Genomic DNA, 26,202 nt, shown 5'->3' on the forward strand with positions numbered 1-26,202 from the left:
TTGGGCGGAGGGCTTGGCCTCAAACGCCGGCCGGGCTGATGGGGCCGGCATGGGCCGAGGGCTTGGCGTCGAAGGCCGGGTGGGCCGGAGCGCTTGGCTCGGGCGGTGGGCTTGGGGTTGGACGGTGGTCGGGTCGATGGGTTTTGTTCGGGTCGGAGGGGCGGACCGGGCTTGCGGGGCCGGTTCGGGTGTGGTTCAGGTGTCGGGGGGACACGTGTGGCGCCGTGCGCCTCGGTGGTGGTCGAGGGGCACGGCGCCGGTGTGTTGCCGGGGCGTGACGGCGAGGCGTCGGTCTCGGCGGGTCGATCAAGAAGGACGCGTGGCGCCCGCGATCGGCATGGTGTTGATCGAGGAGATCTCGACCGGCTTGCGCGAGTTCGCGGCGTGCACCATCTTGCCGTCGCCGATGTAGATGCCGACGTGGCTGATGCCCGAGTAGAAGAACACCAGGTCGCCCGGCTGCAGGTTGGCGATCGACACGCGCGGGTCGGCGGCGAACTGGTCGTTGGTCACGCGCGGCAGCGAGATGCCGGCCGACTTGTACGCGGCCTGGACCAGACCCGAGCAGTCGTAGGCGTTCGGGCCGGTGGCGCCGTACACGTACGGCTTGCCGATCTGCGCCTTGGCGAAGGCCACGGCCTGGGCGGCCTTGCTGCTCGACGCGGTGGACGAGCCGCCACTCGGCGCCTGGTTGCCCTTCGAGCCGCCGGTGGCGGGCTTGGCGGGGGTCTTGGCGGCGGGCTTGACCGACACGTCGGCGGACGGCTTGCTCGCCGGCTTGGGGGTGGTCTTGCCGGGCGTGACGCCGGTCTTCGGCTGCACCTTGATGCTCGGCTGGGCCGGCGCGGCGGCCTTGGAGAGCACGGGGGCCGAGCCGGTCAGCCGGAGGGTCTGGCCGATCCGGATCAGGTCCGGGCCGGACCGGAGCACATCGCGGTTGATCTCGTACAGGCTCTGCCAGCCGCCGGTGACCTGGTTGGTCTGGGCGAGCCCGAACAGCGTGTCGCCGGCCTTGACCACGTAGCCGGCCTTGTCGGCGGGCGCGGCGGTCTCCGGCGCGGCGGGTGCGGCCTGGATCGGGGCGGCCTCGACCGCGGCGGTCGGGACCGCCGACAGCACGGCGGAGGCGCCGGAGGGGGCCTGCTCGGAGGTGGAGGGGGCCTGCGCGTGGGCCGTACCGGCAGTGGCGACCGGGATCACGACACCCATGCCGGCGATGCCCACCGCCGCGACGAAGCGGCGGACGTTGGTGGGTCGAGCGGCGCGATGACGAGCGTTTGCGGACAGCATGAAATGGGGTCCTCTCCTGTCGCCTACGAGGTGAGCTGTCGGATTCGGACTGGAGCAGCCCGGTCGCGCAACACGCGACTTCACCCCTAGCCGTCACCGGAACGATCCCGGCCACGGCGATTCACCTGGTTCCCCCGCTCCCGTCGGATTCTTCGATGTAGACCTCCCGCTGCCGGCGACGGGATTCGGCGTACCGGCGACAGGGTTCACCCGAAAGGTGAATCGGCGAGAAAGGTAGGCAATACGGATGCCGGATCACAACCGAAACGCCGAGTTTGCCTCCGGTGTAAAGGCGGAATAAGTGCGACATCTCGGCCGGCCCACCGGTCGATGCACCACTCATGACGAGGGGATATCTCGGAGAGTGGCGTGATCATTCGGTCACGGAAAATAATCGAGATTCATGCCGGGTCGCGGAAAATGAATTACCACCCGAAGTCGGCTAAGTAATTTATGTCCGTTTTATCCATGCGGCCTACATCACATTTCGGCCGGTTCGCGAAGCAAGGTGCGAGGGGGTTCCACCGGACGCGCCGGCGACGAGGCGGCACCGTGGTGCGCACGGGCGTGGCGCCGCGCCGCCGATCGCGAATACCGGGGGTGGGGGCATGATCGCCGCAGTGCGCGAGGGCATCGCCGCGGGAACGGCGCGGGCGTCGACGAACGGGCAGGCCGGCCGGGACCCGACCCACTGGTCCCTCCCGGCGGGCCAGGCCCGGTGGTACCTGCTCGTGTCCGCGGCCTGCCTCGGCTGGTTCGTGGTTGCCTGCCTGCTCCGGTTCGGGCGGGCGTACCGGTTGCGCAGGCGCCCGGCGCCGGCCACCGCCGAGCGCGTTCTCGACTTCCGGGAGATCGCGCTGCTCGCCGGCGGTTCGACCCGGTTCGCCCAGGTCGCGCTCGTGGCGATGCACCGCCGTCGGCGGGCGGTGATCGGTGCGGATCGTCGGATCAGCCTGCTCGCACCCGAGCCGGACGACCCGGTCGAGCGCACCGTCTTCGACGCGGTGGGCGCGGCCCGAACCGCCCTGATCGGGCCGATCGTGGACGCGGTCGCCCGGTCCGGGCCGACCGCCGGATGGCGACCGGCGCGGACCCGGTTGGAACAGGACGGCCTGCTGCCGAGTGAGCGGGACGTCGACCCGCGTGGCACCTGCGGCCTGTGTGTCGTCCTGTTCCTCGGCATCGGCCTCGGCGTCGCCGAAGGGATGACCGGTTCGCCGGGCTGCGCCACGGTGTCGGTCCTGGCGCTGATCGCCCTGGTACCGCGACTGTTCACCCGGCCGCTCGCCGCGCAGACCGTGGCGGGCCGGGCCCGGATCACCACGCTGCGTCGGATGCCGCCGACCGTGCAAACGGACTCCGACGAGGACGTGCCGACCCGGATCGCGATCTTCGGCCCGGAAGCCATCCCGGACCCGATCGTCCGCGCGTCCCTGATGCCCTCGCCGCCCACGCCGTCGTCCGGCCGACCGGGCGCAGGCCGGGCGCATCGGGGCCGGACGCGCATGCCGCGTCGCGCCGCTCAGCCCGTGAACGCCTCCACCAGGGACCAGATCGCCAGTCCGAGCATGCACACGCCGCCGATCCGCTGCACCGTCTGCAACGGGACCCGCTTGGCGATGAACCGTCCCGCGAGCAGCGCCAGCGCGGAGACCGACATCAGCGCCGCGGCCGAGCCGATCGCGGTGGACCAGGTGCCGTTGGTGGCCGCCAGGTTGGCGGTGGTGATCTGGGTGAGGTCGCCCCATTCGCTGATGAACACGGCCATGAACGCGGTGGAGAAGACCGGCCAGAACCCGGTCACGGTCTTGCCCGCGGTGTCCTCGTCGTCGTCCCCCGCCCCGCCGCGCAACAACATGAAGGCGCCGAAGCCGAACAGCGCGGCAGAGACGAGCTTGACGATCCAGCCGGGCAGCAGGCCGAGCAGACCGCCCGCGCCGACGGCGATCGCGACGTGCACGACGAACGCGGTCGAGGTGCCGAACCAGACGTAGAGCGGTCGCATGCGGGTGCCCATGGCAAGCGACGCGAACATCGTCTTGTCCGGGAGCTCGGCGAGGAAGATCAGCCCGAAGGCGGTCAGGATCGCCAGAGGGTCGAGGTGCATCCGGGTGGCTTTCTGCGAGAGCCGGGCCTCCGGGTCTTCACGAAGGCGCCGCTCGGCGACCGGAGGACCACTCGGCCCGGCACGACGGGTGCAGCCGCGTGGAACGCGGATGCGTCGGTACCTGGCCGAAGGTCTCGCCCGCCCGCCTGGAGCACGGGCCCGGCCACCGGGAGTCCGAGGACTCCAGCATGTCGACGACCGGTTTGCGGGGCTACTCCCCTTCGCTGTCGCCGACCCTACCGCACCGGGCCGGCCGGCCGACTACGACGGGGGCGCGGCCAGGACCCGTGCCAACGACCAGCGCAGTTGTGCCTCGTCCAGATCAGTGCCCAGCGTGAGCACCTGCAACATGGTGCCGTCCAACACCGCCAGCGCCGCCGCGGCCGCCTGCGCGCCGACCCGGGCGGACAGGAAGTCGCCGACCCCCTCGACCCACGCCACGGCGAACCCGCGCAGTTGTGGGCTGCGGGCCGCCGCCAGGTACAACTCGTATTCCACCAGCGCGCGCGGGCGGTCCGCGAGGTATTCGGCGGTGAGGGCGGTGAGCACCTCCGGCAGGTCCTCGGCATCGCGGGTTCGGCGCACCCACTGCGCCAACAGCGCCACCGTCTCGCTCGACGCGTGCGCGAGGGCCGCCGCGACCAGGTCGTCGAGCGACGCGAAGTAGTACGTGGTCGCCCCCAGCGGCACGCCGGCCCGGGCCGCGACCAGCCGATGCGTGGTGTTGCCCACCCCCACCTCGGCGATCACCTCGCACGCGCCGCGCACGATCCGCAGCCGCCGCCCCTCGGGATCGCGGGTCGTGGTCAATGCGCACCGCCCAGGTTCAGCACCACCACGCCCGCGATCACCAGCGCCATCCCGAACGCCTTGAGCAGCGTCACCGGCTCGTTCAGGAACACCGCCCCGACCAGCGCGATCGCCACGGTCCCGAGCCCGGACCAGATCGCGTACGCGGTGCCCACCTGCAACTGCCGCAACGACAGCGTCAACAGGTAGAACGCCCCCGCGTATCCGGCCAGACACGTCACGGTCGGCCACAACCTGGTGAACCCGTCCGTGCTCTTGAGCAGGCTGGTCGCGATCACCTCACACGAGATCGCCAACCCCAGGAACAACCAGGCCACGGCCCTCTCCCCTCCGAGTGGCACAGATGTACAAGTACAAATGTACAAGTCCCGGGCAGGGGTGTGTCCAGGGCGTCGGCGAGGAGAGTGGGCCGCGGGCTACGGGGTGGAGACGGCTTCCGGGACGGCTCGCGCGCCTCGGGAGTCACCCGATCCGCCGGGGCGCGGCCCGTGGGTCCGGCGTATCGCGTACGCGACGAGCACGACCGCGAGGCTGCCCAGGCTGGTGAACAGTTGGGTGCGCTGGTCGTCGATGACCGCCATCGCCACGAGCACGGCGACGAAGCCCGCCATCACGATCCAGGTGAGATAGGGGAACAGCCACATCTTCAGGGTCAGTCGCTCCGGAGCCTCACGCTCCAACCGGCGCCGCATCCGCAGTTGCGAGGCGCCGATCATGATGTACATGAAGATGGCGATCGCGCCGGAGGAGTTGACCAGATAGGTGAACACGGTGTCCGGCGACAGGTAGGCGAGCAATACCGAGACCCAGCCGACGACCGTACCGGCCAGGATCGCCCGCACCGGGACGTTGCGCCTGCTGGTCTTGACCGACCACTTGGGGGCGTCGCCGTGCGAGGCCAACGCGAAGAGCATGCGCGAGGACACGTACACCGACGAGTTGAGCACGCTGAGCACCGCGGTGAGGATCACCACGTCCATCACGGTGCCCGCGCCGGGCAGGCCGATGATGTCCCACGCGGCGACGTACGGGCTGGCCAGCACCTCGGCGCCGTCCCACGGGACGATCGTGACGACGAGGAAGATCGAGCCGACGTAGAACAGGATGATCCGCCAGATGATGCCGGTCGTGGCCCGCGCCACCGAACGCTCGGGCTCCTTGCTCTCGGCGGCGGCGATCGTGACGATCTCGGCGCCGCCGAAGGCGAAGATGACCACGACGATGGCGGAGAAGATCGAGGTGAAGCCGTTCGGCGCGAAACCGCCGTGCGAGGTGAGGTTGGCGAAGTCGAACGAACTCCCCGGCCACGCGCCGAACACATGCAGACCGCCGACGACGAGGAAGGCGATGATCGCGGCGACCTTGACCGAGGAGAACCAGAACTCGAACTCGCCGAAGGACTTCACCGACAGCAGGTTCGTCGCGGTCATCACCGCCATCAGGGCCATCGCCAGCACCCACAGCGGCAGGTCGAGCCAGGCGTGCAGGATCGCGGCGCCCGCGACCGCCTCGACGGCCACGATGACCACGTAGTAGTACCAGTACAGCCAGCCGATCGTGAAGCCCGCCCAGGGCCCGATGGCGGTGCGCGCGTAGTCCGAGAACGAGCCCGAGGACGGCCTGGCGACGACCATCTCGCCGAGCATCCGCATCGTGCACAACACCAGTGCGCCGGCGAGACAGTAGGACACGATCGCGGCCGGGCCGGCGGTCTTGATCACGCTGCCGCTGCCGACGAACAGACCGGCCCCGATCGCCCCGCCGATCGCGATCATGGCCATGTGTCGGTTGCGGAGCGAACGGCTGAGTCGGGGTTGCTCGGTCGGGGGTGTGGGTTGCGACATGGAGACTCCTGCATGGCGGGGAACGGGGGAGGCAGGGGGAGACGGCGGCCCCGGAGTGTGGTGGCGCGCCGGTTCGGGCGATTGCCCGGGGGAGGGGCCGGTCAGGTCCAGTCGCCCTCGCGGCCGGCGCCGATCACCCAGGTCAGGGCCCGGAACCGGCGCAGCGCCTCGCGGGCGTCGGGGGCGTCCAGCCGGACGGTGCGCGGGCCGACGACGTCGACCCCGGCCGCCGCGCTCGCGCGTTCGGCGAGGTAGGGGCTGTCCAGGTCGACCTCGACCACGTGCGGGGCGGCCGGCTTCGCGGTGGGCCGCGCCGGCGGGACCGCCAACGCGGCGGCGGCCTCGCGGCGGATGTCGGTCGCCGTCGCCGCAGGGGTGCGACAGATCGCCGCGTGGCGGGAGATGGCCGTCTTGACCGTGACCGTACGGCAGCCCGGGGCGTAGCGGGCGGCCCGGGCGCAGGTCGGGTCGTCACCGGTGACCAGCACCACCGGGACCCCGGCCTCGGCCGCGACGAGCGCGTTGAAGCTTCCCTCGTCGACCGGGCGCCCGTCGACGCGGACGGCGAGCACGCTGTGCGAGAGGTAGGTGTGGGCGAGCACGCCGGCCTCGCCCGCGCCGGTGTGGTAGCCGACGAACGCCAGTGCGTCCACGCCGAGTTCGAGCCCCTGGAGCATGCCGAGGGGTTTGTTGCGGCCGACGATGAGCAGCGCGCGCGGGTCGAGTTCCTCCAGGAGCACGTTGTCCATGCCGCAGTGCGCGTCGTTGACGATCACCTCGTCGGCACCGCCGTCCAGGAAGCCGGCCACGGCCGCGTTGACGTCGCCGGTGAGCAGGCGCCGGAAACGTTCGTAGCGCGGGTTGCCGGCGGTCACGTCGGCCGGCAGCACCGTGCCGGTGGCGCCTTCCATGTCGGCGGAGATCAGCACGCGGGTCATACCGCCACCTCCTCGGGGTCGGGACGGTCGGGCTGGGACTCGTTCCCCGAGGAGTTCGTGGCCAACAGGTCCACCAGGGCGTGCACCTGCGCCGCGCCGCTCTCCCGGACCACCTCGCGCACGGTCTGCGCCTCGCGGACGGTGGCCAGGTGCACCGTGTCGTCCACCACGCGGTAGCCGTACACGGCCGGTCGGGGCAGCGAGTTGTAGGCGAAGTGGGACGAGAAGTAGTAGGCGCCGGTGTCGTACAGCGCGACGACGTCGCCCGGTTCGAGCAGCGGCAGAGCGCGGCCGACGGCGGTCAGGTCGCCGGCGAAGCAGCACGGGCCGGCGACGTCCTGGATCTCCTGCGGTGCGTTCTTGGGCCGGCCGTGCGCGTCGAAGGCGCCCACCCGCAGCGGCCACGCCTGGGGCATGAACACCGTGCGGGTGGCCACCTGTGCGCCCGCGTGGGTGATCGCGATCCGTCGGCCGCCGGCGCTCTTGGTGTATTCCACCAGCGAGGCGATCGTGCCGTTCTTGGCGAGCAGGGAGCGGCCGAACTCGGTGACCAGTTGGTAGCGGCCGTCCAGGAGTTCGGGCACGGCCGCGCGCAGTTCGGCGACGTAGTCGGTGAAGGTCGGGTCGTCCTCGTCGCCGGCGAAGTTCACCGGCAGGCCGCCGCCGATGTCCAGGCCGGTGATCTGTCGGCGGCCCAGGACGGTGTTGATGTGCTCGGCCAGTTCGTGGGTGGCCCGCAGGCCGGCGGCGATCAGCGACAGCGGGCAGCCCTGGGAGCCGACGTGCGCGTGCAGCCGGTTCAGCCACGGCCGGCGGGCGAACGCCTCGACCACGGCTTCGACGGCTCCCGGGTCGCGCAGCGCGATGCCGAACTTGGAGGTGCTGGTCGCGGTGCTCATCGCGCCGATCGCGCCGGCGCCGACCTGCGGATTGACCCGGATCCCGATCGGTCCGGCGGGCGGGCGCTCGGCCACGATCGCGTCGATGCGGGCCAGTTCCTGGAAGTTGTCGACGTTGACGGCGATGCCGTGCGCGAGGGCGTGGCGCAGCTCCTCGACGGTTTTGGCCGGACTGTCCAGGACGAGCCTCTCGGGGGTGAATCCGGCCGCCAGGGCCTGCTCCAGTTCGCCCGGCGAGGCGACCTCGCAGCCCATCCCCGCGTCGGCGAGCAGGCGCAGGACCGGGACCAGGCCGCAAGCCTTGGCGGCGAAGGTGTGCAGCACGGGCGTGTCGCCGAAGGCCGCGGTCAGCGCGGCGACCGAGGCCCGGATGCCGTCCACGTCCAGCAGGCCCACCAGGGGCTGCCCGGGGCCCAGCAGGCCCTGCTCGACGACTCGGGCCAGGGCCGCCTGTCGAGCCGATCGACGCCGTCGGGCCACTGCGGAAGTCACGTGCACCACACCTCGAAGTTCTCAAGTGTTCGCGACCCGTTCGAGTCGCATGCACAGCTTGGATCCGGGCGAGAGCGGGCGTCAGCGTCGTGGGCGACCAAAGGCCGAGACATCGATTGTGTGTCGTGACAAGAAAATGATCATGGAATGCGCCGGTCGGGCCCCGAGCCTCATTCGTGCGCACGGTGGGCCAGGCGCAGCCCGATGTCGGCGAGCAGGCGGCCCGTGGGGTCGTCCAGGTCCACCCCGAAGAGCTCCCGGGCCCGGCGCAGCCGGTAGCGCAGAGTGTTCGGGTGCACGCTCAGCCCGCGCGCGGCGGCCGGGGTGTCGCCGAAGGCGGCCAGGTAGGCGCCGACCGAGGCGGAGTACTCCGATCCGTGCAGCCGGTCGTGTTCGACCATCGCGTGCACCGGTCCGGCCATCGGCCACAGCGGCTCGACCCGGTCCAACAGGCGCACCAGGGCCGCCTCCGACACCACGTCGACCGACAGCGCCGACGCCGACACGGACACGGACACCCCGGCCGCCGCCGCCCGCTCGCGCAGCACCCGCACCACGATCTCGGCCTCCTCGCGCGCTCCGGGCAACTCCGCCGGCCGATGGGCGAGCGGGCCGACCCCGGCGAAGACCACCGTGCCCGGCACCGACCGGGCCGTGGCGACCAGGTCGCGCGCCGGGTCGGCGGGCGCCTCGCCCGCCGGCGTCAGCACGAACAACCGTCGACCGGCCCGCGCGGTCACACACCCCGGACGAAGCGCCGCCGCCTGCAACGCGAGCACGTCGAGCACCCGCTGCTCGGCGGGCGTGGGCGCATCGGCCGCGGCCCGCGTCGGGTGGCGCTCGTACGCCTCGACCACGATCACCGCGTACGGCCGATCCGGGTGCACCCCCAGCGTCCGGGCCGCCCGTTCCGCACCCGCGCCCCCGGTCAACAACGTGTGCACCGCCTCCTCCCGACGACGCGCCTCCTCGCGACCGCGGGTCTCGTGGTGGACCAGGTGCGGCCGGGCCGCCCGGGCGGCGGTACGCAACGCCGCCACCGCGTCCGGCGCGAGCGGGTGCCCGTCGGCCGCGGCCCAGATCGACCCGAGCACCTCGCCCCCGTCCCGGACCGCGATCGCCAGCCGTTCCGCGTAGCGGTCGTCGGCGGGCAGCCGGACCACGTCGTCGGTGGCCCACAGGGTGCGGAAGAAGCCGCTCTCGCGCAGTTCGGCGACGCGCCAGCGCGGCACCTCCTGGTTCAGGATGGTCGCCCGGCGCATCGGATCCGGCTCGTGGTCCATCCGGGAGTAGGCCAGCACCCGCGACTGCGGATCCTCGATCGTGATCGCCCCGCCGACCAGATCGGCGAGCGTGTTGGCCAGGCCGGACAGGTCGCCCGGGCGCAGGCTGTCGACCGCGGCGAGTTCGGACGGGCTGCTCTGCGCGCAGGCGTTGCGCAGCAGGCCCAGCACGTCGGTCCACCCGCGTCCGGGCCGCCGGGTGAGCACGGCGATTCCGCCGGCTGCGGCGGCCGCGGGCACGGCGGGGTCCACGGGCCCGGCGGGGTCCGGGCCGGCCGCGCCGCGTCGGAGCACCAGCGCGCTCGCCCCCGCGCGCCGGGCCGCCCGCACCGCCTCCACCGCGCCGGGCCCGTGCGGGTCCACGCCGACCGCGAGCAGGATCGCCCCGGCGAGCGCCGTGCCGTCGGCGGGCTCGTCGCCGAGGTCGTACAGGGCGACCCCGCTCACCGGCACCTCGGTTCCGCGCGGCGCGACCACGACGTCGAGGATGCCGGGCTCGATCAGGTCCAGGACCCCGGCCAACGTCGCCGCGGCGGGACGACGGGAGGACGCACGCTTGGTCATGACTCCATGATCGCGTGCACACCACCGCGTCGGGAGGCACCGCGCAGCCGCACCTCCCCGCGCCCCACCCCACTCCCGGAACCGGGCGAATCGGGCGGTAGGCTGCGCCGATGTCCATCGCAGGGTCGGATCGGGACCGGGACGGGACGGCCGCGCGCATCGCGGCGCGTGCCGTCGTGCTGCCGCCGTCGGTGGGTCGGACCCGGCTGGTCGCGGTGGACGGCATCGGCGGTTCGGGCAAGAGCACGCTGGCCGACGCCATCGCCGCGCGATCCGGTGGCGCGCCCGTGGTGCGGCTGGACGACTTCGCCCGACCCGGGGACTTCTTCGGCTGGCTGCCGCGCCTGCGCGCGCAACTGCTCGAACCGCTCGCCCGGGGTGCGGCGGCCCGCTGCGACACCTACGACTGGGCCGCCTATCGGGTCAGCGGCTACAGCGAGGTGCCGGCCGCGCCGGTGTTGATCCTGGAGGGGGTCGGCGCGGCTCGGCGCGAACTCGGCCCGGTGACGGCGCTGCGGATCCGGGTCGACACACCCGCCGCGCTCGCCGCCGCGCGCACCCTCGATCGGGACGGCCCCGAACTGGCCTGGTTCTGGCGGCTGTGGCGCGCGGCCGAGGCCGCACACCTGGCCGACGACCGTCCCTGGACCCGCCCACACCTGCGCGTCGACGGAACCGGCGGGCGTCGTGCGGCCGTTGCCGAGCGGCGGGTGCTCGCCGGCGGGGGCGCTCGGTAGCCGACGGCGCCCGGTCGACCGGGCGCCGTCGCCGCCGTACCCGTCCCGCGCGGGTGCACCCCACGCGGGACGGGCCCGTTCGGCCTACTTGCGCCCGAGCCGGCGCGGTGCGACGTCCATCGCGTTGGACCGACGGTCCTCGGCGAGGTCGGCGATCTCCTCCGGGCTGGCGTTGTTCGCCCGCGCGTACTCCTCCGCCATCGCCTTCGAACTCGACCAGCCGCTCCAGTAGTTCTCGGTGCGACTGAGCCCCGAACCGTGTTCGAGCCCGGCGGTGTCCGCGGCCAGCGCGTGCGCGGTGTACCAGTCCATCATCCGACCGGCGGGGATGCCGACGTGCGGGATGTAGCTGAGGATCTGCGCACTCGTGAGGTACTGGAACTTGCGGTTCCAGGTCGCCTCGGTGACCCCCGCCTCGCGCGCCGCGACGATCGACTCGTCGCGCAGCCCGTCCATGGTCCCCAGCGCGTTGAACGCCTGCCGGGCCTCGACGTCCATGGCCGGCAGCGCACCCGGCACCTTGACCACCGGGTGCTGGGCCAGCACGTCGGCGGCGTGGTTGACGGTCGCGCCGTGCATCACCGCGAACGCCTCGGGGTCGGTGCCGGCGGCGGTGATCACCCGCATCAGGTCCTGGTCGTGGAACATCGACCCGTTCTGGCCGTCCTTGGCCACGAGTTGGTCGTACACCCCGTCGCCCATGTACGACGCGACCATGTTGCCCACGCTGTCGCGCATGATCGCCGGGAACTTGCCCTGTTTCCCGTCCTCTCCGCCCAGCACCGAGACGGTGTCGCGCATGATCTGCTTCATCGTCTCGTCGTGCACGGGGTGGGCGCCGCCGGGCAGACCGTAACCGCCGGTGGGCACCTGGCCGGTGGCCGCGGCCTCCAACGCGCGCCCCAACTCGTCGTAGCCGGGCGGGTTGTAGCCCTTGGGAATCGGTCCGGCGCCGTCCCAGTCCATCAGCCAGTGCCGGTCCTTGAGCATGTAGGCGACCTCGCCCGGGTGCTTGGCCGGATCGAAGAACTCCTTCGCGGCCTCCGGGTTGTTGCCGAACGCGGCCATCAGGCCGGTCATCGGGTCGAGCCCCGCGCCGTGCCCGTCGGTGATGTCGAGCCGGAACCCGTTGTACATCGCACCCGACGGGGTGTTCTTGAGCCATACCGCAGGATCGTCCCGCTCCATGGCACGCATGTCCTGCCCGATCTGGCGCAGGAAATCGGTGTCCTGATGACCGGTGTCCAGCAGCGTGCCCAGGAGTTGGTATCCGTAGGGCTGAAACGAATACAGCCCGATGTCGGTCTTCTCCCGGCCGGCCCGCTTGAGTTCGTCGATCCAATTCTGATCGACGTGCGGCCCGGGCCCCTTGCCGGTCCCGGCGGCCAACACCCGGCCCAGATCGGCCTGGATGGCCTTGAGATCCTCCTGCTGATCCTTGGGCACGTCGCTGCCCGCGCCCAACTTGGCGATCATGCCCGCCAACCACAGGGTGCCGCGCGGGCCCTGCTGGTTCAGGAACGGTGTGCTGAACGCCGGGTCGTCGGCATTGGCGGCAAGCAGGTTGCGCAGTTCGCCACGCTCGGCCGGACTGAGCATCATCAGCCGGTTGGCCAGATCGGTCGCCCGGCGGGCGTCCTGGGCCGGACCCGCGCCGACCGCGTTGCCGTTGAACTTCTTCGGGTCCGCGCCCCGGGTGTCCGCGTTCAACGCGAACGCGGCCCGCTGGTCGGCGGCGGTGGCCTCGGTCAGCGCCTTGCCGATCCGGTCCGAGATGCCCTGCGCCGCCTCCTTGAGCGGTTTGACCGCCGCGTCGTAGTCGTCCGGCGGCAGGTTGCGGGCGTACGGCGGCGCCGTCCAGTGCACGCCGCCGCTGTCGTCCACGGTCAGCTTCTGGTCGACCGCGTCGGCGATCGCCTTGGTCAGGTGTTCCTTCGCGGTCTTGAGGTCGCTCGCGGCGTCCAGCAGCACCGTGCGCAGCGCCGCCGCCTCGGTGTGCGCGTCCTCGATCTGGCCGGACATGGTGCGCAGTTCACCGATCCCGGTGTTCGCCTCGGAGCCCTTCCAGGCGCCGCCCGCGAGCGGGGAGATCACCTCGCGGTCCACGTCGCCGTGCTGGGTGTGCATGCGGTCGGGCAGCGTCGCCCAGACCTCGGCGGCGGTGGTCAGCGTGCCCAGGTCGACATCGCGCAGATGGATGAAGTCGACCACGGGTCAGCCTCCGAACGTCGTGCAGACGGTTTTCTCGGTGGCGCGCCAGTTGCTCGCCGTGCTGTTCAGATTGCCCGCCCGGCCGGCGAGCGTGTCGGCCACCGCGATGGTGCGGTCGTGCCAGGCGGTGTGGGCACCGTCCAGCGCCTTGGCCAGATCGAAGCCGGCCAGTGCCTTGGACACCGGCTCCAGCGCGGTGACGCCCTTGAGGCCGGTCGTACGGAAGTCGCCCGCGATCTCCCGCAGTCGGCCGGCGGCGGAGTCGAGCGTGCCGGGCTCGACGTGCACGTCCGGCGCCTGCGGCGCGCAACCCGGGCGCGGGTTGGGCGTGTTCGTCGCGGCGTAGGGACTTCTGGTCAGCCGGGGCATCCCCGGGTTGATTATCGAGTCGAAGTCGGTCGTCATGGTGTAACCCCCGAGTCACCAGTGCGATACGCGTCATACACCTGTGTTACCCGGCCATCCAAGACCACCGGGCCGGCTTGATCAACCGGCGCGCGCAGATCCGGGCGGAAGATGCCGGATCGGGATCTCGGCCGGCGGCGACTCGGGGCGGATGTACCGGCGATCGCGGCGCGGCCGGGAGACGCTGTCCCGGTACCCATCGACGGACACCCCCGGGAGCCTCGGATGACCGACAACGGACCACCGCCCGCCCGCTACGACGACCTGCGGGCGCTGTTCGTCAACTGCACGCTCAAGCGCTCACCCGAGGTCAGCAACACCCAGGGACTCGTGGACCTCAGCCGCGGCATCATGACCCGACACGGCATCGTGGTCGATCAGATCCGCGCGGTCGACCACGAGATCGCCACCGGCGTGTGGCCGGACATGAGCGACCGGGGCTGGCCCGGCGACGAGTGGCCCGCGCTGTACGAGCGGGTGCTGGCCGCGGACATCCTGGTGCTGGCCGGGCCGATCTGGCTGGGCGACAACAGCTCGGTGCTCAAGCGGGTGGTGGAGCGGCTGTACGCGTGCTCCAGCCTGCTCAACGACGCCGGGCAGTACGCGTACTACGGGCGGGTCGGCGGTTGCCTGATCACCGGCAACGAGGACGGCGTCAAGCACTGTGCGATGAACGTGCTGTACAGCCTCCAGCACCTGGGCTACGTCGTCCCGCCGCAGGCGGACGCCGGCTGGATCGGCGAGGTCGGGCCGGGGGCGTCCTACCTGGACCCCGGCTCGGGCGGCCCGGAGAACGACTTCACCAACCGCAACACCACGTTCATGACCTGGAACCTGATGCACCTGGCCCGAATGCTCAAGGACGCGGGCGGGATGCCGGCCTACGGCAACCAGCGCGCGGGCTGGGACGCCGGGTGTCGCTACGACTTCGAGAACCCGGACTACCGCTGACCGGAGCCGACCCCGACCCCGCGCCCTGCGGGCCGCCGACGCTACGCCGTCGGCGGCCCCGGCAGCGCCGGCAGCGCGGCGATCGCCTCGGCGGTCCAGGTGCCGGCCGCACCCGGGCAGTTGGCCAGGTAGCGCGCCGCGCGCCGCCCGGACCAGCCGTGTGCCTCGGCGAGTCCGGCCCGCAGGTGTCGCAGGTAGGCGGCGGCCGGTGCGTTCCACGGCGCGTCGGCACTGCGCCACGGCGCGGTCAGGGCCAGGATCGGGTGCCCGTCGGAGCTGCCCACCCGGACCACCGTCTCGTAGCGACCCGGACCCAGCGTGGCCCGGCCGATGGTCGCCAGTGTGCTCAGGTCCGGGTCGACTCCGGGTGCGCGGTACATCTCCTGCGCGGCCAGGTCGGCGAACTGCGCCCGGGTCAACAGATAGGCCCGAGCGGGGGTGCGGCCCGGGTCCAGGGGGTCGTACAGGGCGAGTCCGCCGGTCCAGTTCTTCGATTCGAAGGCGAAGTACATCCGGCCCGGCAGCACCATCGGGCGCGTGGCCCGCGGCGGGGACGGGTCCCGGCAGCCCGGATAGGTGCGCAGACCGCCGGGCGGCCGGCCGCCGCGCAGGTAACAGTCCAGGCGGGAGGCGTGCATGTTGGACCCGTACGCGGCATACCAGACCAGTTCCGAACCCATCTGCGCCAGCCTAGGGCGTGGCCGGCCGAAGGGCGGCTCGCCCGTGCGTGGCCGGCGTGCGCCGAACGGGCGGCGTGGGGGAACGCACGGATGGGCGGCGGGTTTCGGGGCAACCATGAGTACGCGCCGAGTCCGGCCGGTCGCCGGGTCGACCCGAGGCCGGCCGAGGCCGTCGTCGAAATCCCGTGTGTGCGAGGGCCGTGGCCGATCGCCGGCGCGACCGCGCAGGTACCGCGAAGGAGTCCGGGATGCCCGATCCGCTGCCGCCGCCCACCGTCGACCACGCCGTCGCGGACGTCCTCGATGCCCGGCACGTCCCGCTGGAGGCGACCGTCCGGGTGGCCCCGTATCCCGACATGGCCGTGGGCGACCTGCTGACCCTGTCCTGGCACGGCCCGGACACCGCGGCCTTCACCGTGTCCGTGCCGATCACCGGGCACGCGCTCGGTCGACCGGTCGTGTTCAAGGTCCCGGCCGCCGAGATCCTGCCGCACGCGGGCGGCGACGTGACGTTGAGCTACCGGCTGGAGCGTCCCGGCGCGGAGCTCGCCGGCGACTCGGCCGAACGGGTGCTCAGGATCGAACTGGCCGAGGCGGCGACCGCCACCGAGGTCCGCTGACGCCCCGGCGGCACCGGTCGCCCACGCGTGCCATCGGTCCCACGGGCGACCGCGGTCCGGGCCTTCGGGCGACCTCTACCGCGCCGCCGCCCCGTCCACGTTTCGCACGTCCCACACCTGTACGTCCGCCACCTGCCGACCCGGGCCCAGCAGCGCGGTGAGCGTGTCCGCGAGTTCGGCCCGGTGCCGGTGCGCGGGCAACACCACCACGTCGGCCCGCCAGCGGGCCAGGTCCGCCCGGGCCTCGCGGCGCCGGTCCTCGGTGATCTCCGGGACCGTGCCCTCCGCGGCGACCCGGCCGAGCAGCGCCGAGGTCGGGCTGTAGTCCGCCCCGTAGACGCCGATGCGATCGGGCCCCCACGGGCCGACGAAGTAGCCCTCCGCGAGCGGAAAGCCCAGCTCGGCCACGCTCTGCCAGTGCAGCGCGGCGGCGTCGCCGACGCTGGGCAGCGGCACCACCACGACGGATCCGTCGTCCACGTAGGGCCGCCACCCGCCGTCGGCGAAGAACTTCGGCACCGGCGGCCGGTCCCGGACGTCCAGCGGCGTGGGCAGGATCGGCAGCAGCGCCATGGTCAGCGCCGCCGCCCAGACCAGCCGGACCGGGACCCCGCGTCCCGGGTGCCCCTCGGGCACGGCCCGCACCGACCGGGCCGAGTCGAGGACCCGGTCGGTGGCCAGCGCGAGCAGCACCGCGACGGCCGGCACACAGACCAGCGCGAAGCGCGATTCCAGGATCGACTCGAACAGCGGCAGTTCGTTCAGCACCCGCCACGGGCCCGGCAGGCCGGTGTCGTCGTGGTCGACCACGATGTCCAGGCCCAGCGACAGCAGCGCCGCCACCGCCGCGGTGACCGCGGCGGCGCGCACGACGGCGAGCCGGCGCAGCCAGGCGACCAGGAACACGGCGAGGATCACCAGGGGCCAGCCGAAGAACGCGTTCTCCTCGGTGGTCCCCTCGGACAGCACCGCCGCGCCCGCCCGGTCGCCGCCGAGCGAGTCGCTCGCGTACGCGGTGAACGCGGCCAGGTCGTTGCCCGACTCGTGGTCGAGCGTGGAGTAGTGCTGCGGCCCGAAGAACTGCACCCACAGCGGGTAGGCGACCAGCACCAGCGACACCGCCGCGCCGATCACCAGCCCGGTGCCCAGCGGCCGGGCCGCCGCCCGCGCCGCGCCCGGTGCGTTGAGCGCGTACACGATCCCGAACACCACCAGGCCCACCGCCGCGAACAACAGCGGCTCCTCGCCGATGAAGATCTGGAAGGCGATCGACAACCCGAGCAACACGCCGTTGCGGATCGGCCGCTCGCCCTGCCACAGCCGGATCAGCAGCTCGATGATCGGCGGGATCATGAACAACACCACGAAGTTCGGATGCGCGTTGGCATGCGAGACGATCGGCGGCGCGAAGCCGCACAGCGCGCCGCCCACCGCCGCGGCCGGCTTGGCGCGCACCAGTCGGCGGGCCAGCAACCGGTACCAGGCGAACGCGGTGCCGGCCAGGCCACCGGTGAGCACCAGGGCCCAGGTGGTGGTGGGGCCGAAGAGCAGGGTGACCGGGGTCAGTGGGATGCCGAGGCCGAGCATGGCCGTGTTGGCCATCATGTTCACGCCCAGCGGATGGTTCTGCAGATCCGAGACCAGCGGGTCGCGGAAGTTGCGGACCGCGTCGGCGGTGGCGTCGAAGAACCACTCCCACATGTTCTGGTCCTGGCCGCCGTTGACCAGATAGGCGCGGTCCAGGTCGGCCCACAGATCCTTGTACAACCAGAACGCCAGGCCCAGGAACAGGGCGCCGACCCACCAGTCCACCGCCCGGCCGCCGCGCAGTCCGCGAAGGGAGATCCCGCGCACGAGGGCTCGGGGATCGATGCGTTGCCGCTCGGCGACGGGCATGGGTGTCGGGTCCTTCCGGGGGTGCTGCCCGTCACGGGCGTGGGCGCGGTCCCGGCGCGGTGCCGGTCCCGGGCGAACGCGCTGCGGCACCCGGTCGGGAGAGGCGACGAGGCGCATCTCGACCGATGGGGGTGATCCCCGCGGCGCGTACCGGGACCGAAGCACCCGGCGGGGCGCGCTACGGCGGTCGATCGCCGGCCATGCTACGAGGACCGGCCGGTCGTCCGGACGGCGGGGTGCGGGCGGGGCGGGCCCGGGGGAAATTCGCCGGCTCGACCGGGCACGGTCGGTGAGGATGGCCGGATGTCGATTTTCCTGGAGACGCCGCGGCTGGAACTGCGCCCGTTCACCGCGGCCGACCTGCCGCACCTGATCGAGCTGGGCCGCGATCCGGAAGTGATGCGCTACCTCACCGGCGGCCGGCCGACCGCGCCCGAGACCGTTCGCGATCGGGTCCTGCCGCTGGTCATGCGGGACTACCCGGCCTGGGGCAATCGCGGCTTCTGGGCCGCGCGGGAACGGACCGGCGGGCGCTTCGTCGGTTGGTTCGAACTGCGGCCGGTCGCCGAGGACGGCGCGGACGTGGTCGAACTGGGCTACCGGCTGTGTCGCGCCGCGTGGGGGCTGGGCTACGCCACCGAGGGCGCGCGGGCGTTGGTCGACAAGGGCTTCGCCGAACTCGGCGTGCGGGTGGTGACCGCCAACACGATGACGGTGAACACGCGCTCCCGACGGGTGCTGGAAAAGACCGGGCTGACCTTCGTCCGCACCTGGTTCGGCGACTGGGCCGAGCCGATCGAGGGCGCCGAGCAGGGAGAGGTGGAGTACACCCTGACCCGGGCCGGGTGGAGCGCGGCCGCCCCCGGCCGGACCACCGACTGAGCCCCGAACCGCACCGCGTCGTTCGCCCCGACCCGGTTCGTTCGTGCAGGTGGGGCGCGTGGGAGGCTGGCGGGTGTGACTGTTTTTGGCGGGGTGCCGCTGTTCGTCGGACGCGAGCCCGAGATCGGGCGACTGGTCGAGGTGCTGCGTGAGGTCGATCGCGGTGAGCCCCGGGTGGTGCTGACCACCGGCGAGGCCGGGGTCGGCAAGACCCGGTTGCTGGAGGAGTTCCTGGCCCAGGCGACGGGGCGTCCCGAGCCGACCTCGGTCGCGGTCGGCGCGTGTCTCGAATTGGGCGCCGAGGGACTGCCCTTCGCGCCGTTCTCGGCGATCCTGCGCGCCCTCGCCGACGCGCTCGGCGCCGACTTCGAGGAGGCGATGGGCGACCGGCGCCGCGAACTGGCCTGGATCTCGCCGACCCTGGCCGCCGAACCCGGCCCCGGCCCGGCGCCCGAGCGGGCCCGGCTGTACGAGTCGGCGCTGCGTCTGCTGGAGCGGATCGGCGAGGACCGCACCCTGATCGTCGCCTTCGAGGACCTGCACTGGGCCGACTCGGCGACCCGCGAACTGCTCGCGTTCCTGGTCCGCTCGCTGCGCCGGGGCCGGATCCTGGTGGTCGGCACGCTGCGTGCGGACGCGATGGACCGCAGCCACCCGATGCGCCGCCTGGTCGCCGAACTGGAGCGCACCCGCACGGTGACCCGGCTCGAACTCGGCCGACTGACCATGCCCCAGGTCGAGGAGCACCTGAGCGGCCTGCTCGGCGGCACCCCCTCGCGGGCCCTGGTCCAGCAGGTGTTCGAGCGTTCCGAGGGCAACGCGTTCTTCGTCGAGGAACTCGCCGCCGGGGTCCGCGACGGCCGACTCGCCGGTCTCTCGGACACGCTGCGCGACCTGCTGCTGATCCGGATCGAGCAACTGCCCGAGACGGCCCGCCGGGTGGTGCGACTGGCCGCCGTGGGGGGTATCGGGGTCGAGCACCGACTGCTTGCCGAGGTGGCCGGTCTGGACCCGGACACCTTGGAGACGGCACTGCGCGCGGCGGTCTCCGGACACGTCCTGGTGGCCGAACCGGACGGCGAGGGCTACTCGTTCCGGCACGCGCTGGTGCGCGAGGCGGCCCTGGGCGATCTGCTCCCGGGCGAACGCACCCGGATGTACGCGGCGTTCGCCCAGGCCCTGGACACCCTGGTCGAGGGCGGCGAGCTGCCGTGGCGCCGCGACCACGTGGACCGGCGGGCCCGCTACTGGATCGCCGCCGCCCGCCCGGCCCGGGCACTGCCGGCGAGCGTGGTCGCCGCGGCGGCCGCCGCCGACCGATACGCGTTCGGCGAGGCGTGGGCGCTGTACGAGAGCGCGATCACCATGTGGGACCAGGTCCCCGATCCCGAGCAGTCCACCGGCAGCACGCTGGCCCGGGTGCTGGACGGCGCCATCGTCGCGGCCCGCTACGACAACTCCGGCGACCGCGAACTGGCCCTGCTGCGCCAGGCGTTGGACCTGGTCGACGAGGAGCGCGAGCCGGTTCGGGCGGCGGCGCTGTGGACCCAGCGGGCGAAGACGCTGAGCCGCCTGGGGCGCGGCCCCGGCATGGTGGAACTGGAGCACGCCGAGCGGCTGTTGCAGGATCGGCGGGAGTCGGTCGAGTACGCGAACGTGGTGATCCGGATCGCCCGCGCGCACTTCCTGGAGGGAGACGCGGCGGAGGCGGTACGGATGACCCGCCAGGTCCTGGAGATCGCCCGGCGGCTGGACGACCAGGATCTGATCGCCAACATCCTCCAGACCCTGTCCTGGCTTCTCACCGGCAGCGGCGAACTCGACGAGACACAGGCGCTCGCCCACGGCCGCGAGGCGGTCCGGGTCGCCGAGGCGGCGCGGGGCGGCAAGCCGGACACGCTCGTCTACGTGCTCGGCAACTGGGCCTCGGTCCTCGAAGGCGTCGGCCGACACGAGGAGTCGGTGCAGGCCGCCCGCCGCGCGCTCGACCTGTCCCGAGAGCGCGGCGTGATCCGCAACACCGGCGCGTTCGTCCTGGGCAACCTCGCGGAGAGCCTGTTCTCGCTCGGCCGCTGGGACGAGGTGGCCAAGACGATGGAGGAGATCCGGGAGCACGACGCGGACGGTTGCGCCACCGGCAACGCCGAACGGGTGCTGGCCATGGCCCACCTGGTCCGCGGCAAGGTGACCGAGGCCGCCGACCACCTGCGGAACGCCCGGGAGAGCGCCCGCGGCATGTACCAGGAGGCACAACATCGCATCCCGCAGTCCGGCGCCGAGATCGCGCTGGCCCGGGCCCGGGGCCGACGGGCCGAACTCGGCGAGATCCTGGACGCCGAACTGCGGGCCGGCTTCGGCGTCGGCAACCAGCGGTTCGCCTTCCCGCTGCTGATCGAGGCGGCGCGCGCATACGCCGGAGTCGAGCCCACCGAGTCGACCCGAGCCGAGTTGCACCGGATCCGGGCGGCCGGCGCCGCGCTGGACGTGCACTGCGAGCTGGACCGCACCCAGGCAAAGACGTTGGTCGCGCACCTGGACCTGGCCGAGGGCAGCGACACCCTCGCGCAGTGGCGGGAACTGGTCGCGGCCTGGGAGGCGACCGCCCAGCCGTATCCCACCGCCCGGGCGCACGCCGACCTGGGCGCCGCGCTGGTGGCCGCCGGCGATCGGGTCGCGGCCGGCGCCGCGTTGGCCCGGGCACACGCCGCAGCCGGGCGACTGGGCACGACGCCGCTGCGCGAACAGGTCGAACTGCTGGCCCGCCGGGCCCGGATCGACCTGCCGGGCCGGCCCGGGACCGGTGCGGCCCGCGCGGCGCACCAGGCCGGCGACCTGACGCCCCGCGAGCGGGAGGTGCTGCGCCTGCTGATCGAGGGACGCAGCAACCGGCAGATCGCCGAGACCCTGTTCATCAGCGTCAAGACGGCCAGCGTGCATGTGTCGAACATCCTGGCCAAGCTCGAAGTGGCCACCCGCGGCGAAGCCGCCGCCCTGGCCCACCGCATGCACCTGGTCGACGACCAACCCCCGGTCGGATAGCCCCGAGCGGGGTGCCCTTGCGCGTGCGAACGGGCTATACATGGTCCGTTCGGTATTTCGGGGGCATGCCGTCGGGGGTGGGCGTGGGGGAGCACGGAGTACGCGTGGCGGCCTGCGGGGTGAGCCGAACGCTCGGGGGACGCACCGTACTTCGGGATGTCTCGCTGGTCGCCGAGGCCGGTGAGGTCTCGGCCGTCGCCGGTGGCAGCGGATCGGGCAAGACCACGCTGTTGCACACGCTGGCCGGAATCCGACCACCCAGCGCGGGCCGGGTACGGCACGACGGCGGCCGACCGGACGCGCGCGGCCTGGGCTACGTCCCGCAGGACGACATCCTGCACCGGGCGTTGCCGCTGGCCCACAGCCTGCGCTACGCCGCGGCGCTGCGCGGGCCGATCGACGGGGGCGTGGAGGCCGCGGTGGCCCGCACGTTGGCCGCCCTGGGCCTGACCGGGTGCGCGGATCGGCGGGTGGGCGCGCTCAGCGGCGGCGAGCGCAAACGCGCGAGCATCGCGGTCGAACTGCTGACCCGGCCACGGGTGTTGTTCCTGGACGAACCGACGTCCGGCCTGGATCCGGCGGCTGCGGCGGAACTGATGGCGGTATTACGCGAGTTGGCCCGAGCCGGCACCACCGTCGTGCTGACCACGCACGCCCCCACCGATCTGCTCCGGTGCGACCGGGTGGTGTTCCTGGCCCCGGACGGGCGGCTCGCGTACGTGGGGGACCCCAGGGGGCTGCGCGCGCACTTCGGCGTCGAGACCGAGGCCGACGTATACGCCGCGGTGGCCGCACGCGGTGCGAGCGCGGACGCGGAACGCGAGCCGGAACTCGAACTGGAACCGGAACTGGCCGCCCTGGAAGCCGAGTCGGCACCGGCACCGAAGCCCGCCTCGGCGGTCGACCGCCCGGCGCCGCAGGTCGACCGGGCGTTGCGGCAGTGGTCCATCCTGGCCCGCCGCGACCTGGAGCTGATCGCCCGAGACCGGTTGGCCGCCGCGATGCTGGTCGGCTCGCCGCTGGTGATCGTGGCGATGTTCGCGATGCTCTTTCGGCCCGGCGCGTTCGACCCGGCCGACCCGAGTCCGTCCGGCGCCGCGATGATCCTGTTCTGGATCGCCTTCGGCGGCTTCTTCTTCGGGTTGACCTACGGCCTGTTGCAGATCTGCGTGGAGTTGCCGATCGTGCGCCGGGAACGGCTGACCGTGCTGCGGATCGGACCCTACGTCGCGGCCAAGTTCACCGTGCTGCTGCCGATCCTGGCGTTCGCCGACGTGCTGCTGCTCGCCGTGCTGCGCGCCCTGGACCGGCTGCCCGGCGCGTCGTGGGGGGTCTACGGGTCGCTGCTGACGACGCTGCTGCTGGCCTCCGCCGCGGCGCTGGCGCTCGGGCTGTTGACGTCCGCGGCGGTCACCGAAGTGGGCCAGGCCACGCTGATGTTGCCGCTGCTGTGCTTTCCCCAGGTGCTCTTCTCCGGCGCGTTCGTGCCGGTGCCCCGAATGCCGGTGATCGGACACACGCTCAGCTACGCGATGACCAACCGATGGGCGTTCGAGGCGCTGGGCAACGATCTGGACCTCCCGGGGCGCTGGGCGCACGGCCGGTCCGCGCTCGGCCCGCCGCTGCTGGCCTCCTACGGCGACAGCTTCGACCACCCGCCCGCGCTCGGCTGGGCCGTACTCACCGGCTGCGCCGTGCTGTTCGTCGCCGCCACCTGCGCGGTGCTGGCCCGCCGCTGCCCACGCGCCGGCGGCTGAGCACACCCGCGCGAGCGGGCGCCGTACGCGGTGGAAGTGCCGCCGGGCGCGCGCCCCGGCGGGTCAGCAGCGCAGCCGAGGGGCCAGTCCCCGGGCGTCGGCCGGCCGGTCGCGGTAGGTGCGTGCGACGAAGTCGAGGAACGCGTCCACGTCGGCGATCGTGGACGGCAGGCCCAGCGACACGCGCACCGCACCGCCGGAGGGCAGGCCCAGGCGGGTCAGGTAGTCGTCGAGCGTCCCGCCGGAGGCGGCCGTCCGCAACACCGCGCCGCGCAGGGCCCGGCGCCCGATCGCGAACGCCGCCTCGCCCGCGCCCGGATTGCAGAAACAGCCGGTGCGTACGCAGATCCCGGCGGCGGCGGTGTCCCGGGCCACGATCCGCTCGTCGATCACGGTGCCGGCGGCGTCCAGGATGTTCAGCGCGACCGTGCCACCCCGGGCATGCACCGTGTCCGGCCCGTACACCCGGATCAGCGGCGCGCCGTCGTGATGGCGCAACCCGGCCAACCCGGCGAGCAGGTGCGCGGTCAGGGCCGTGACCCGGTCGTGGATGGCGGGCATGCCCAGCGAGTCGACCCAGGCCAGGCCGTGCGCGACATCGGGGATGGCGAGGAAGTTGAGGGTGCCGTCCTCGTACGCGGACTCGTCGTCGGCCATCCGATGCCAATTGCCCTGCGCGCTGACCGCCTCGATCGTGCCGCCCGCGAACCACGGCCGGCGCAGCCGCGCGAGCGCGTCCCGGCGGGCGAGCAGGCAACCTACGCCGGTCGGATATCCGAATACCTTGTACCAGCTCACCGCGACGAACTCCGGTTGCACCACCCCCAGATCGAGCACGTTGGTGGGCGCGTACGCGGCCGCGTCGACCAGCACGTCGTAGCCGTGCCGCTGGGCGACGCCGATCCAGTCCAGGGGGTGCCGGACCCCGGTGAAGTTGCTCTGCGCGGGATAGGCGAACAAGCCGCGGCGGTGCGCGAGCGCGGCCCGCAACGCGTCGTCGTCCAGGCGCAGTTCGGTGCCGGACAGGCCGATGTAGTGGGTCCGGGCGCCGCCCGCGCGGGCGTATTCGCGGATCCCGTTCACCGAGTTGTGGTTGTCGATCGGCAACACCAGGCGGGTACCGCGACGGAACGGGTACGCCTCGCCGACCAGTCGACACGCGCCGGTGGCGTTCGCGGTGAACACGGCCGCGTACCGGTCCGGGTCGGCGTTGAAGTGGTCGAGGATCGCCCGACGGGTGTTCTGCACCCACGTCGTGGAGGCGACCGAGGCCGGGTGTTCGGAGTGCGGGTTGCCGTAGGTGGCCCCGGACAGCCGTTCCGCGTGCGCCCGCCGCTGGCCGCGCGCGGCCAACCCCGCTCCGGTGTGATCGAGGTAGACCAGACCCTCGTCGTCCAGGTAGCCGTACTCCTCCCGCCGGATCGCGTCGAAGTCCGGACCGCGCACGTCGGCGACCACCACCGGCACCACCTCCCCCGGTCTGCCGAGTCTCGCGCCGCACCCGCGACCGCGTCAACGGATCCGCCGGCGCCGCGCCCGCCCATCCGGGCCGGTCCGGACCGTCGGCGATGCCCGTTCTCACCCCTGAAGGCTGATCCGCGACAAGGATCCCCTAGGGTGAGGAAAGGTAAGGCTTGCCTCAGCGGATCGGCCTGCCTCACATCGTGTTGCCCAGAACCGCCCTGCCTGAAATCGCCCCGCCTCAGCAGTGCGGGCCGAGCGTCCCGGCGCCCGGCCCGTGTCCCCCCCCACGCGCCAAGGAACCAGGACCCATGCCGATATCCCGCCGCCGGATCGCCGCCGTCGCCGTGACCGTGTCCGCCGCCCTGCTCACCGGAGCCTGCGGCTCGGACTCGTCCGACGGGAACAAGGGCGGCGGCAAGCCCGCCGTCGCAGCCGGCGGCAAGGACTTCGGCAGCGCCGGCCAGGTGAGCACGGGCCTGGGCACCGACGCCGCGCCCGGTCAGTACCCGCGCACGATCCGCACCGCGATGGGCGACGTGACGCTCAAGGCGCAGCCCAAGCGGGTCGTCGTGCTGGACACCGGCGAGCTGGACAACGTCGCGGCACTGGGCGTACAGCCGGTCGGTGTCGCGTTCACCGACGGCTCCCAGGAACTCCCGGCCTACCTGGACGGCAAGGCGGGCAAGCCGGCCAAGGTCGGCACGATCAACAGCCTCAACCTGGAGGCGATCGAGAACCTCAAGCCGGACCTGATCCTGGGCAGCAAGCTGCGCGCGGAACAGCAGTACGCGGTGCTGAGCAAGATCGCGCCGACCGTGTTCTCGGTGCGCCCCGGCTACACCTGGAAGGAGAACTTCCTGCTCAACGCCGCGGCCTTGGACAAGTCCGCCGAGGCCAAGCAGCAGCTGGATGCCTACCAGGCACGGGCCAAGGCCCTGGGCGACAAGCTGGGCGCGAACAAGCCGACCATCTCGATGGTGCGCTTCATGCCGGGCAAGATCCGCCTGTACGCGAACAAGTCGCTGATCGGCACCGTGCTCCAGGACGTGGGCCTGCCGCGCCCGGCCAACCAGAACATCGACGACCTGGCGGTGGAACTGTCCGAGGAGCGGATCACCGAGGCCGACGCGGACAGGATCTTCGTCGGCACCTACGGCCCGACGGACAAGACCGCGCAGGCCCGGGTGACCGACAACCCGCTGTGGAAGAAGCTCGGCGCGGTGGAGAAGGGCAAGGCCGTCACGGTTCCCGACGAGACCTGGTACCTGGGCCTGGGCGTGGTCGCGGCGAACTCCATCCTGGGCGACCTGGAGAAGAACCTGATCGGCTGAGC

20 protein-coding genes, 1 pseudogene and 1 riboswitch are annotated in these 26,202 nt (G+C 72.6%); of the genes and pseudogenes, 8 read left to right on the top strand and 13 right to left on the bottom strand.

What is annotated here, in order from left to right:
* Nucleotides 1–306: 306 nt before the first annotated feature.
* Complete coding sequence (locus ACH4U8_RS28810) at nucleotides 307–1,290, bottom strand: NlpC/P60 family protein (protein ID WP_395781149.1); 984 nt, start codon at nucleotides 1,288–1,290, stop codon at nucleotides 307–309.
* 6 nt (nucleotides 1,291–1,296) lie between these two features.
* Nucleotides 1,297–1,491: riboswitch (cyclic di-AMP (ydaO/yuaA leader) on the bottom strand.
* A gap of 407 nt (nucleotides 1,492–1,898) precedes the next feature.
* Between ACH4U8_RS28810 and ACH4U8_RS28815 the strand changes: the two are divergent.
* A pseudogene (locus tag ACH4U8_RS28815) lies at nucleotides 1,899–2,687 on the top strand (TIGR04222 domain-containing membrane protein); the annotation flags it as partial.
* A 125-nt stretch (nucleotides 2,688–2,812) separates the two neighbouring features.
* Here ACH4U8_RS28815 and ACH4U8_RS28820 read toward each other — a convergent pair.
* The 7 genes from ACH4U8_RS28820 to ACH4U8_RS28850 form a co-directional block, all read right to left on the bottom strand.
* The gene (locus ACH4U8_RS28820; RefSeq protein ID WP_379992411.1) at nucleotides 2,813–3,397 is read right to left on the bottom strand and encodes a TMEM165/GDT1 family protein; all 585 of its coding nucleotides are present in this window, start codon (nucleotides 3,395–3,397) and stop codon (nucleotides 2,813–2,815) included.
* A gap of 261 nt (nucleotides 3,398–3,658) precedes the next feature.
* On the bottom strand, nucleotides 3,659–4,207 hold the full coding sequence (locus tag ACH4U8_RS28825; protein ID WP_360311035.1) for a TetR family transcriptional regulator: 549 nt from the start codon (nucleotides 4,205–4,207) through the stop codon (nucleotides 3,659–3,661).
* Complete coding sequence (locus tag ACH4U8_RS28830; RefSeq protein WP_360311037.1) at nucleotides 4,204–4,524, bottom strand: multidrug efflux SMR transporter; 321 nt, start codon at nucleotides 4,522–4,524, stop codon at nucleotides 4,204–4,206. The genes ACH4U8_RS28825 and ACH4U8_RS28830 overlap by 4 nt, the downstream gene beginning before the upstream one ends.
* A gap of 99 nt (nucleotides 4,525–4,623) precedes the next feature.
* Nucleotides 4,624–6,051, bottom strand: a complete 1,428-nt coding sequence (locus ACH4U8_RS28835) for an amino acid permease (protein ID WP_395781151.1) — start codon at nucleotides 6,049–6,051, stop codon at nucleotides 4,624–4,626.
* A gap of 101 nt (nucleotides 6,052–6,152) precedes the next feature.
* Nucleotides 6,153–6,989, bottom strand: a complete 837-nt coding sequence (locus tag ACH4U8_RS28840) for a M55 family metallopeptidase (RefSeq protein ID WP_360311041.1) — start codon at nucleotides 6,987–6,989, stop codon at nucleotides 6,153–6,155.
* On the bottom strand, nucleotides 6,986–8,380 hold the full coding sequence (locus ACH4U8_RS28845; RefSeq protein ID WP_395781153.1) for a diaminopimelate decarboxylase: 1,395 nt from the start codon (nucleotides 8,378–8,380) through the stop codon (nucleotides 6,986–6,988). Before ACH4U8_RS28845 ends, ACH4U8_RS28840 begins: the two co-directional genes overlap by 4 nt.
* 170 nt (nucleotides 8,381–8,550) lie before the next feature.
* Nucleotides 8,551–10,227: a PucR family transcriptional regulator gene (locus tag ACH4U8_RS28850; RefSeq protein WP_395781155.1), complete on the bottom strand. Its 1,677-nt coding sequence runs from the start codon at nucleotides 10,225–10,227 to the stop codon at nucleotides 8,551–8,553.
* A 110-nt stretch (nucleotides 10,228–10,337) separates the two neighbouring features.
* On the opposite strand from ACH4U8_RS28850, the gene ACH4U8_RS28855 reads away from it, so the two are divergent.
* A complete protein-coding gene (locus ACH4U8_RS28855) occupies nucleotides 10,338–10,964 on the top strand; it encodes a uridine kinase (protein ID WP_395781157.1) in 627 nt (208 codons plus the stop codon).
* A gap of 84 nt (nucleotides 10,965–11,048) precedes the next feature.
* On the opposite strand, the gene ACH4U8_RS28860 is transcribed toward ACH4U8_RS28855, so the two are convergent.
* Nucleotides 11,049–13,175, bottom strand: coding sequence for a DUF6571 family protein (locus ACH4U8_RS28860; RefSeq protein ID WP_379990405.1), 2,127 nt, complete (start codon nucleotides 13,173–13,175; stop codon nucleotides 11,049–11,051).
* A gap of 3 nt (nucleotides 13,176–13,178) precedes the next feature.
* Nucleotides 13,179–13,580, bottom strand: coding sequence for a hypothetical protein (locus tag ACH4U8_RS28865; protein ID WP_360311051.1), 402 nt, complete (start codon nucleotides 13,578–13,580; stop codon nucleotides 13,179–13,181).
* 225 nt (nucleotides 13,581–13,805) lie between these two features.
* Here ACH4U8_RS28865 and ACH4U8_RS28870 point away from each other — a divergent pair, with 225 nt between their 5' ends.
* A complete protein-coding gene (locus ACH4U8_RS28870) occupies nucleotides 13,806–14,531 on the top strand; it encodes a flavodoxin family protein (protein WP_360311053.1) in 726 nt (241 codons plus the stop codon).
* A 41-nt stretch (nucleotides 14,532–14,572) separates the two neighbouring features.
* Here the strand turns inward: ACH4U8_RS28870 and ACH4U8_RS28875 are convergent, their stop codons facing one another.
* Nucleotides 14,573–15,211, bottom strand: coding sequence for a histone deacetylase (locus ACH4U8_RS28875; RefSeq protein ID WP_395781159.1), 639 nt, complete (start codon nucleotides 15,209–15,211; stop codon nucleotides 14,573–14,575).
* Between the two features lie 248 nt (nucleotides 15,212–15,459).
* Between ACH4U8_RS28875 and ACH4U8_RS28880 the strand changes: the two genes are divergently transcribed.
* Nucleotides 15,460–15,831, top strand: a complete 372-nt coding sequence (locus ACH4U8_RS28880; protein WP_395781161.1) for a hypothetical protein — start codon at nucleotides 15,460–15,462, stop codon at nucleotides 15,829–15,831.
* Nucleotides 15,832–15,906: 75 nt separating this feature from the next.
* Here ACH4U8_RS28880 and ACH4U8_RS28885 read toward each other — a convergent pair whose 3' ends face one another.
* Nucleotides 15,907–17,727 carry a glycosyl transferase gene (locus ACH4U8_RS28885; RefSeq protein WP_395781163.1) on the bottom strand — a complete coding sequence of 607 codons (1,821 nt, stop codon included), beginning with the start codon at nucleotides 17,725–17,727 and terminating at the stop codon, nucleotides 15,907–15,909.
* Nucleotides 17,728–18,030: 303 nt separating this feature from the next.
* On the opposite strand from ACH4U8_RS28885, the gene ACH4U8_RS28890 reads away from it, so the two are divergent.
* The 3 genes from ACH4U8_RS28890 (at nucleotide 18,031) to ACH4U8_RS28900 (ending at nucleotide 23,405) form a co-directional block, all read left to right on the top strand.
* A complete protein-coding gene (locus ACH4U8_RS28890; RefSeq protein WP_360319484.1) occupies nucleotides 18,031–18,609 on the top strand; it encodes a GNAT family N-acetyltransferase in 579 nt (192 codons plus the stop codon).
* Nucleotides 18,610–18,684: 75 nt separating this feature from the next.
* The gene (locus tag ACH4U8_RS28895) at nucleotides 18,685–21,648 is read left to right on the top strand and encodes an AAA family ATPase (protein ID WP_395781165.1); all 2,964 of its coding nucleotides are present in this window, start codon (nucleotides 18,685–18,687) and stop codon (nucleotides 21,646–21,648) included.
* Nucleotides 21,649–21,713: 65 nt separating this feature from the next.
* Nucleotides 21,714–23,405, top strand: a complete 1,692-nt coding sequence (locus ACH4U8_RS28900) for an ATP-binding cassette domain-containing protein (RefSeq protein ID WP_395781167.1) — start codon at nucleotides 21,714–21,716, stop codon at nucleotides 23,403–23,405.
* Nucleotides 23,406–23,468: 63 nt separating this feature from the next.
* On the opposite strand, the gene ACH4U8_RS28905 is transcribed toward ACH4U8_RS28900, so the two are convergent.
* A complete protein-coding gene (locus tag ACH4U8_RS28905) occupies nucleotides 23,469–24,866 on the bottom strand; it encodes an aminotransferase class V-fold PLP-dependent enzyme (RefSeq protein WP_395781169.1) in 1,398 nt (465 codons plus the stop codon).
* Between the two features lie 311 nt (nucleotides 24,867–25,177).
* On the opposite strand from ACH4U8_RS28905, the gene ACH4U8_RS28910 reads away from it, so the two are divergent.
* Entirely contained in the window at nucleotides 25,178–26,200 is a 1,023-nt protein-coding gene (locus ACH4U8_RS28910) for an ABC transporter substrate-binding protein (protein ID WP_395781171.1), read from the top strand.
* The last annotated feature ends 2 nt before the right edge of the window (nucleotides 26,201–26,202 follow it).

This window comes from Embleya sp. NPDC020886 (assembly GCF_044333915.1).
Lineage (GTDB): Bacteria > Actinomycetota > Actinomycetes > Streptomycetales > Streptomycetaceae > Embleya.

Excerpts from the sequence above, each read along its gene's own strand:
- ACH4U8_RS28890 (WP_360319484.1), top strand. The coding sequence starts at position 18,031 with ATGTCGATTTTCCTGGAGACGCCGCGGCTGGAACTGCGCCCGTTCACC.
- ACH4U8_RS28910 (WP_395781171.1), top strand. The coding sequence starts at position 25,178 with ATGCCGATATCCCGCCGCCGGATCGCCGCCGTCGCCGTGACCGTGTCC.
- ACH4U8_RS28850 (WP_395781155.1), bottom strand. The coding sequence starts at position 10,227 with ATGACCAAGCGTGCGTCCTCCCGTCGTCCCGCCGCGGCGACGTTGGCC.
- ACH4U8_RS28885 (WP_395781163.1), bottom strand. The coding sequence starts at position 17,727 with ATGCCCGTCGCCGAGCGGCAACGCATCGATCCCCGAGCCCTCGTGCGC.
- ACH4U8_RS28900 (WP_395781167.1), top strand. The coding sequence starts at position 21,714 with ATGCCGTCGGGGGTGGGCGTGGGGGAGCACGGAGTACGCGTGGCGGCC.
- ACH4U8_RS28820 (WP_379992411.1), bottom strand. The coding sequence starts at position 3,397 with ATGCACCTCGACCCTCTGGCGATCCTGACCGCCTTCGGGCTGATCTTC.
- ACH4U8_RS28880 (WP_395781161.1), top strand. The coding sequence starts at position 15,460 with ATGCCCGATCCGCTGCCGCCGCCCACCGTCGACCACGCCGTCGCGGAC.
- ACH4U8_RS28865 (WP_360311051.1), bottom strand. The coding sequence starts at position 13,580 with ATGACGACCGACTTCGACTCGATAATCAACCCGGGGATGCCCCGGCTG.
- ACH4U8_RS28870 (WP_360311053.1), top strand. The coding sequence starts at position 13,806 with ATGACCGACAACGGACCACCGCCCGCCCGCTACGACGACCTGCGGGCG.
- ACH4U8_RS28835 (WP_395781151.1), bottom strand. The coding sequence starts at position 6,051 with ATGTCGCAACCCACACCCCCGACCGAGCAACCCCGACTCAGCCGTTCG.
- ACH4U8_RS28875 (WP_395781159.1), bottom strand. The coding sequence starts at position 15,211 with ATGGGTTCGGAACTGGTCTGGTATGCCGCGTACGGGTCCAACATGCAC.
- ACH4U8_RS28810 (WP_395781149.1), bottom strand. The coding sequence starts at position 1,290 with ATGCTGTCCGCAAACGCTCGTCATCGCGCCGCTCGACCCACCAACGTC.
- ACH4U8_RS28855 (WP_395781157.1), top strand. The coding sequence starts at position 10,338 with ATGTCCATCGCAGGGTCGGATCGGGACCGGGACGGGACGGCCGCGCGC.
- ACH4U8_RS28840 (WP_360311041.1), bottom strand. The coding sequence starts at position 6,989 with ATGACCCGCGTGCTGATCTCCGCCGACATGGAAGGCGCCACCGGCACG.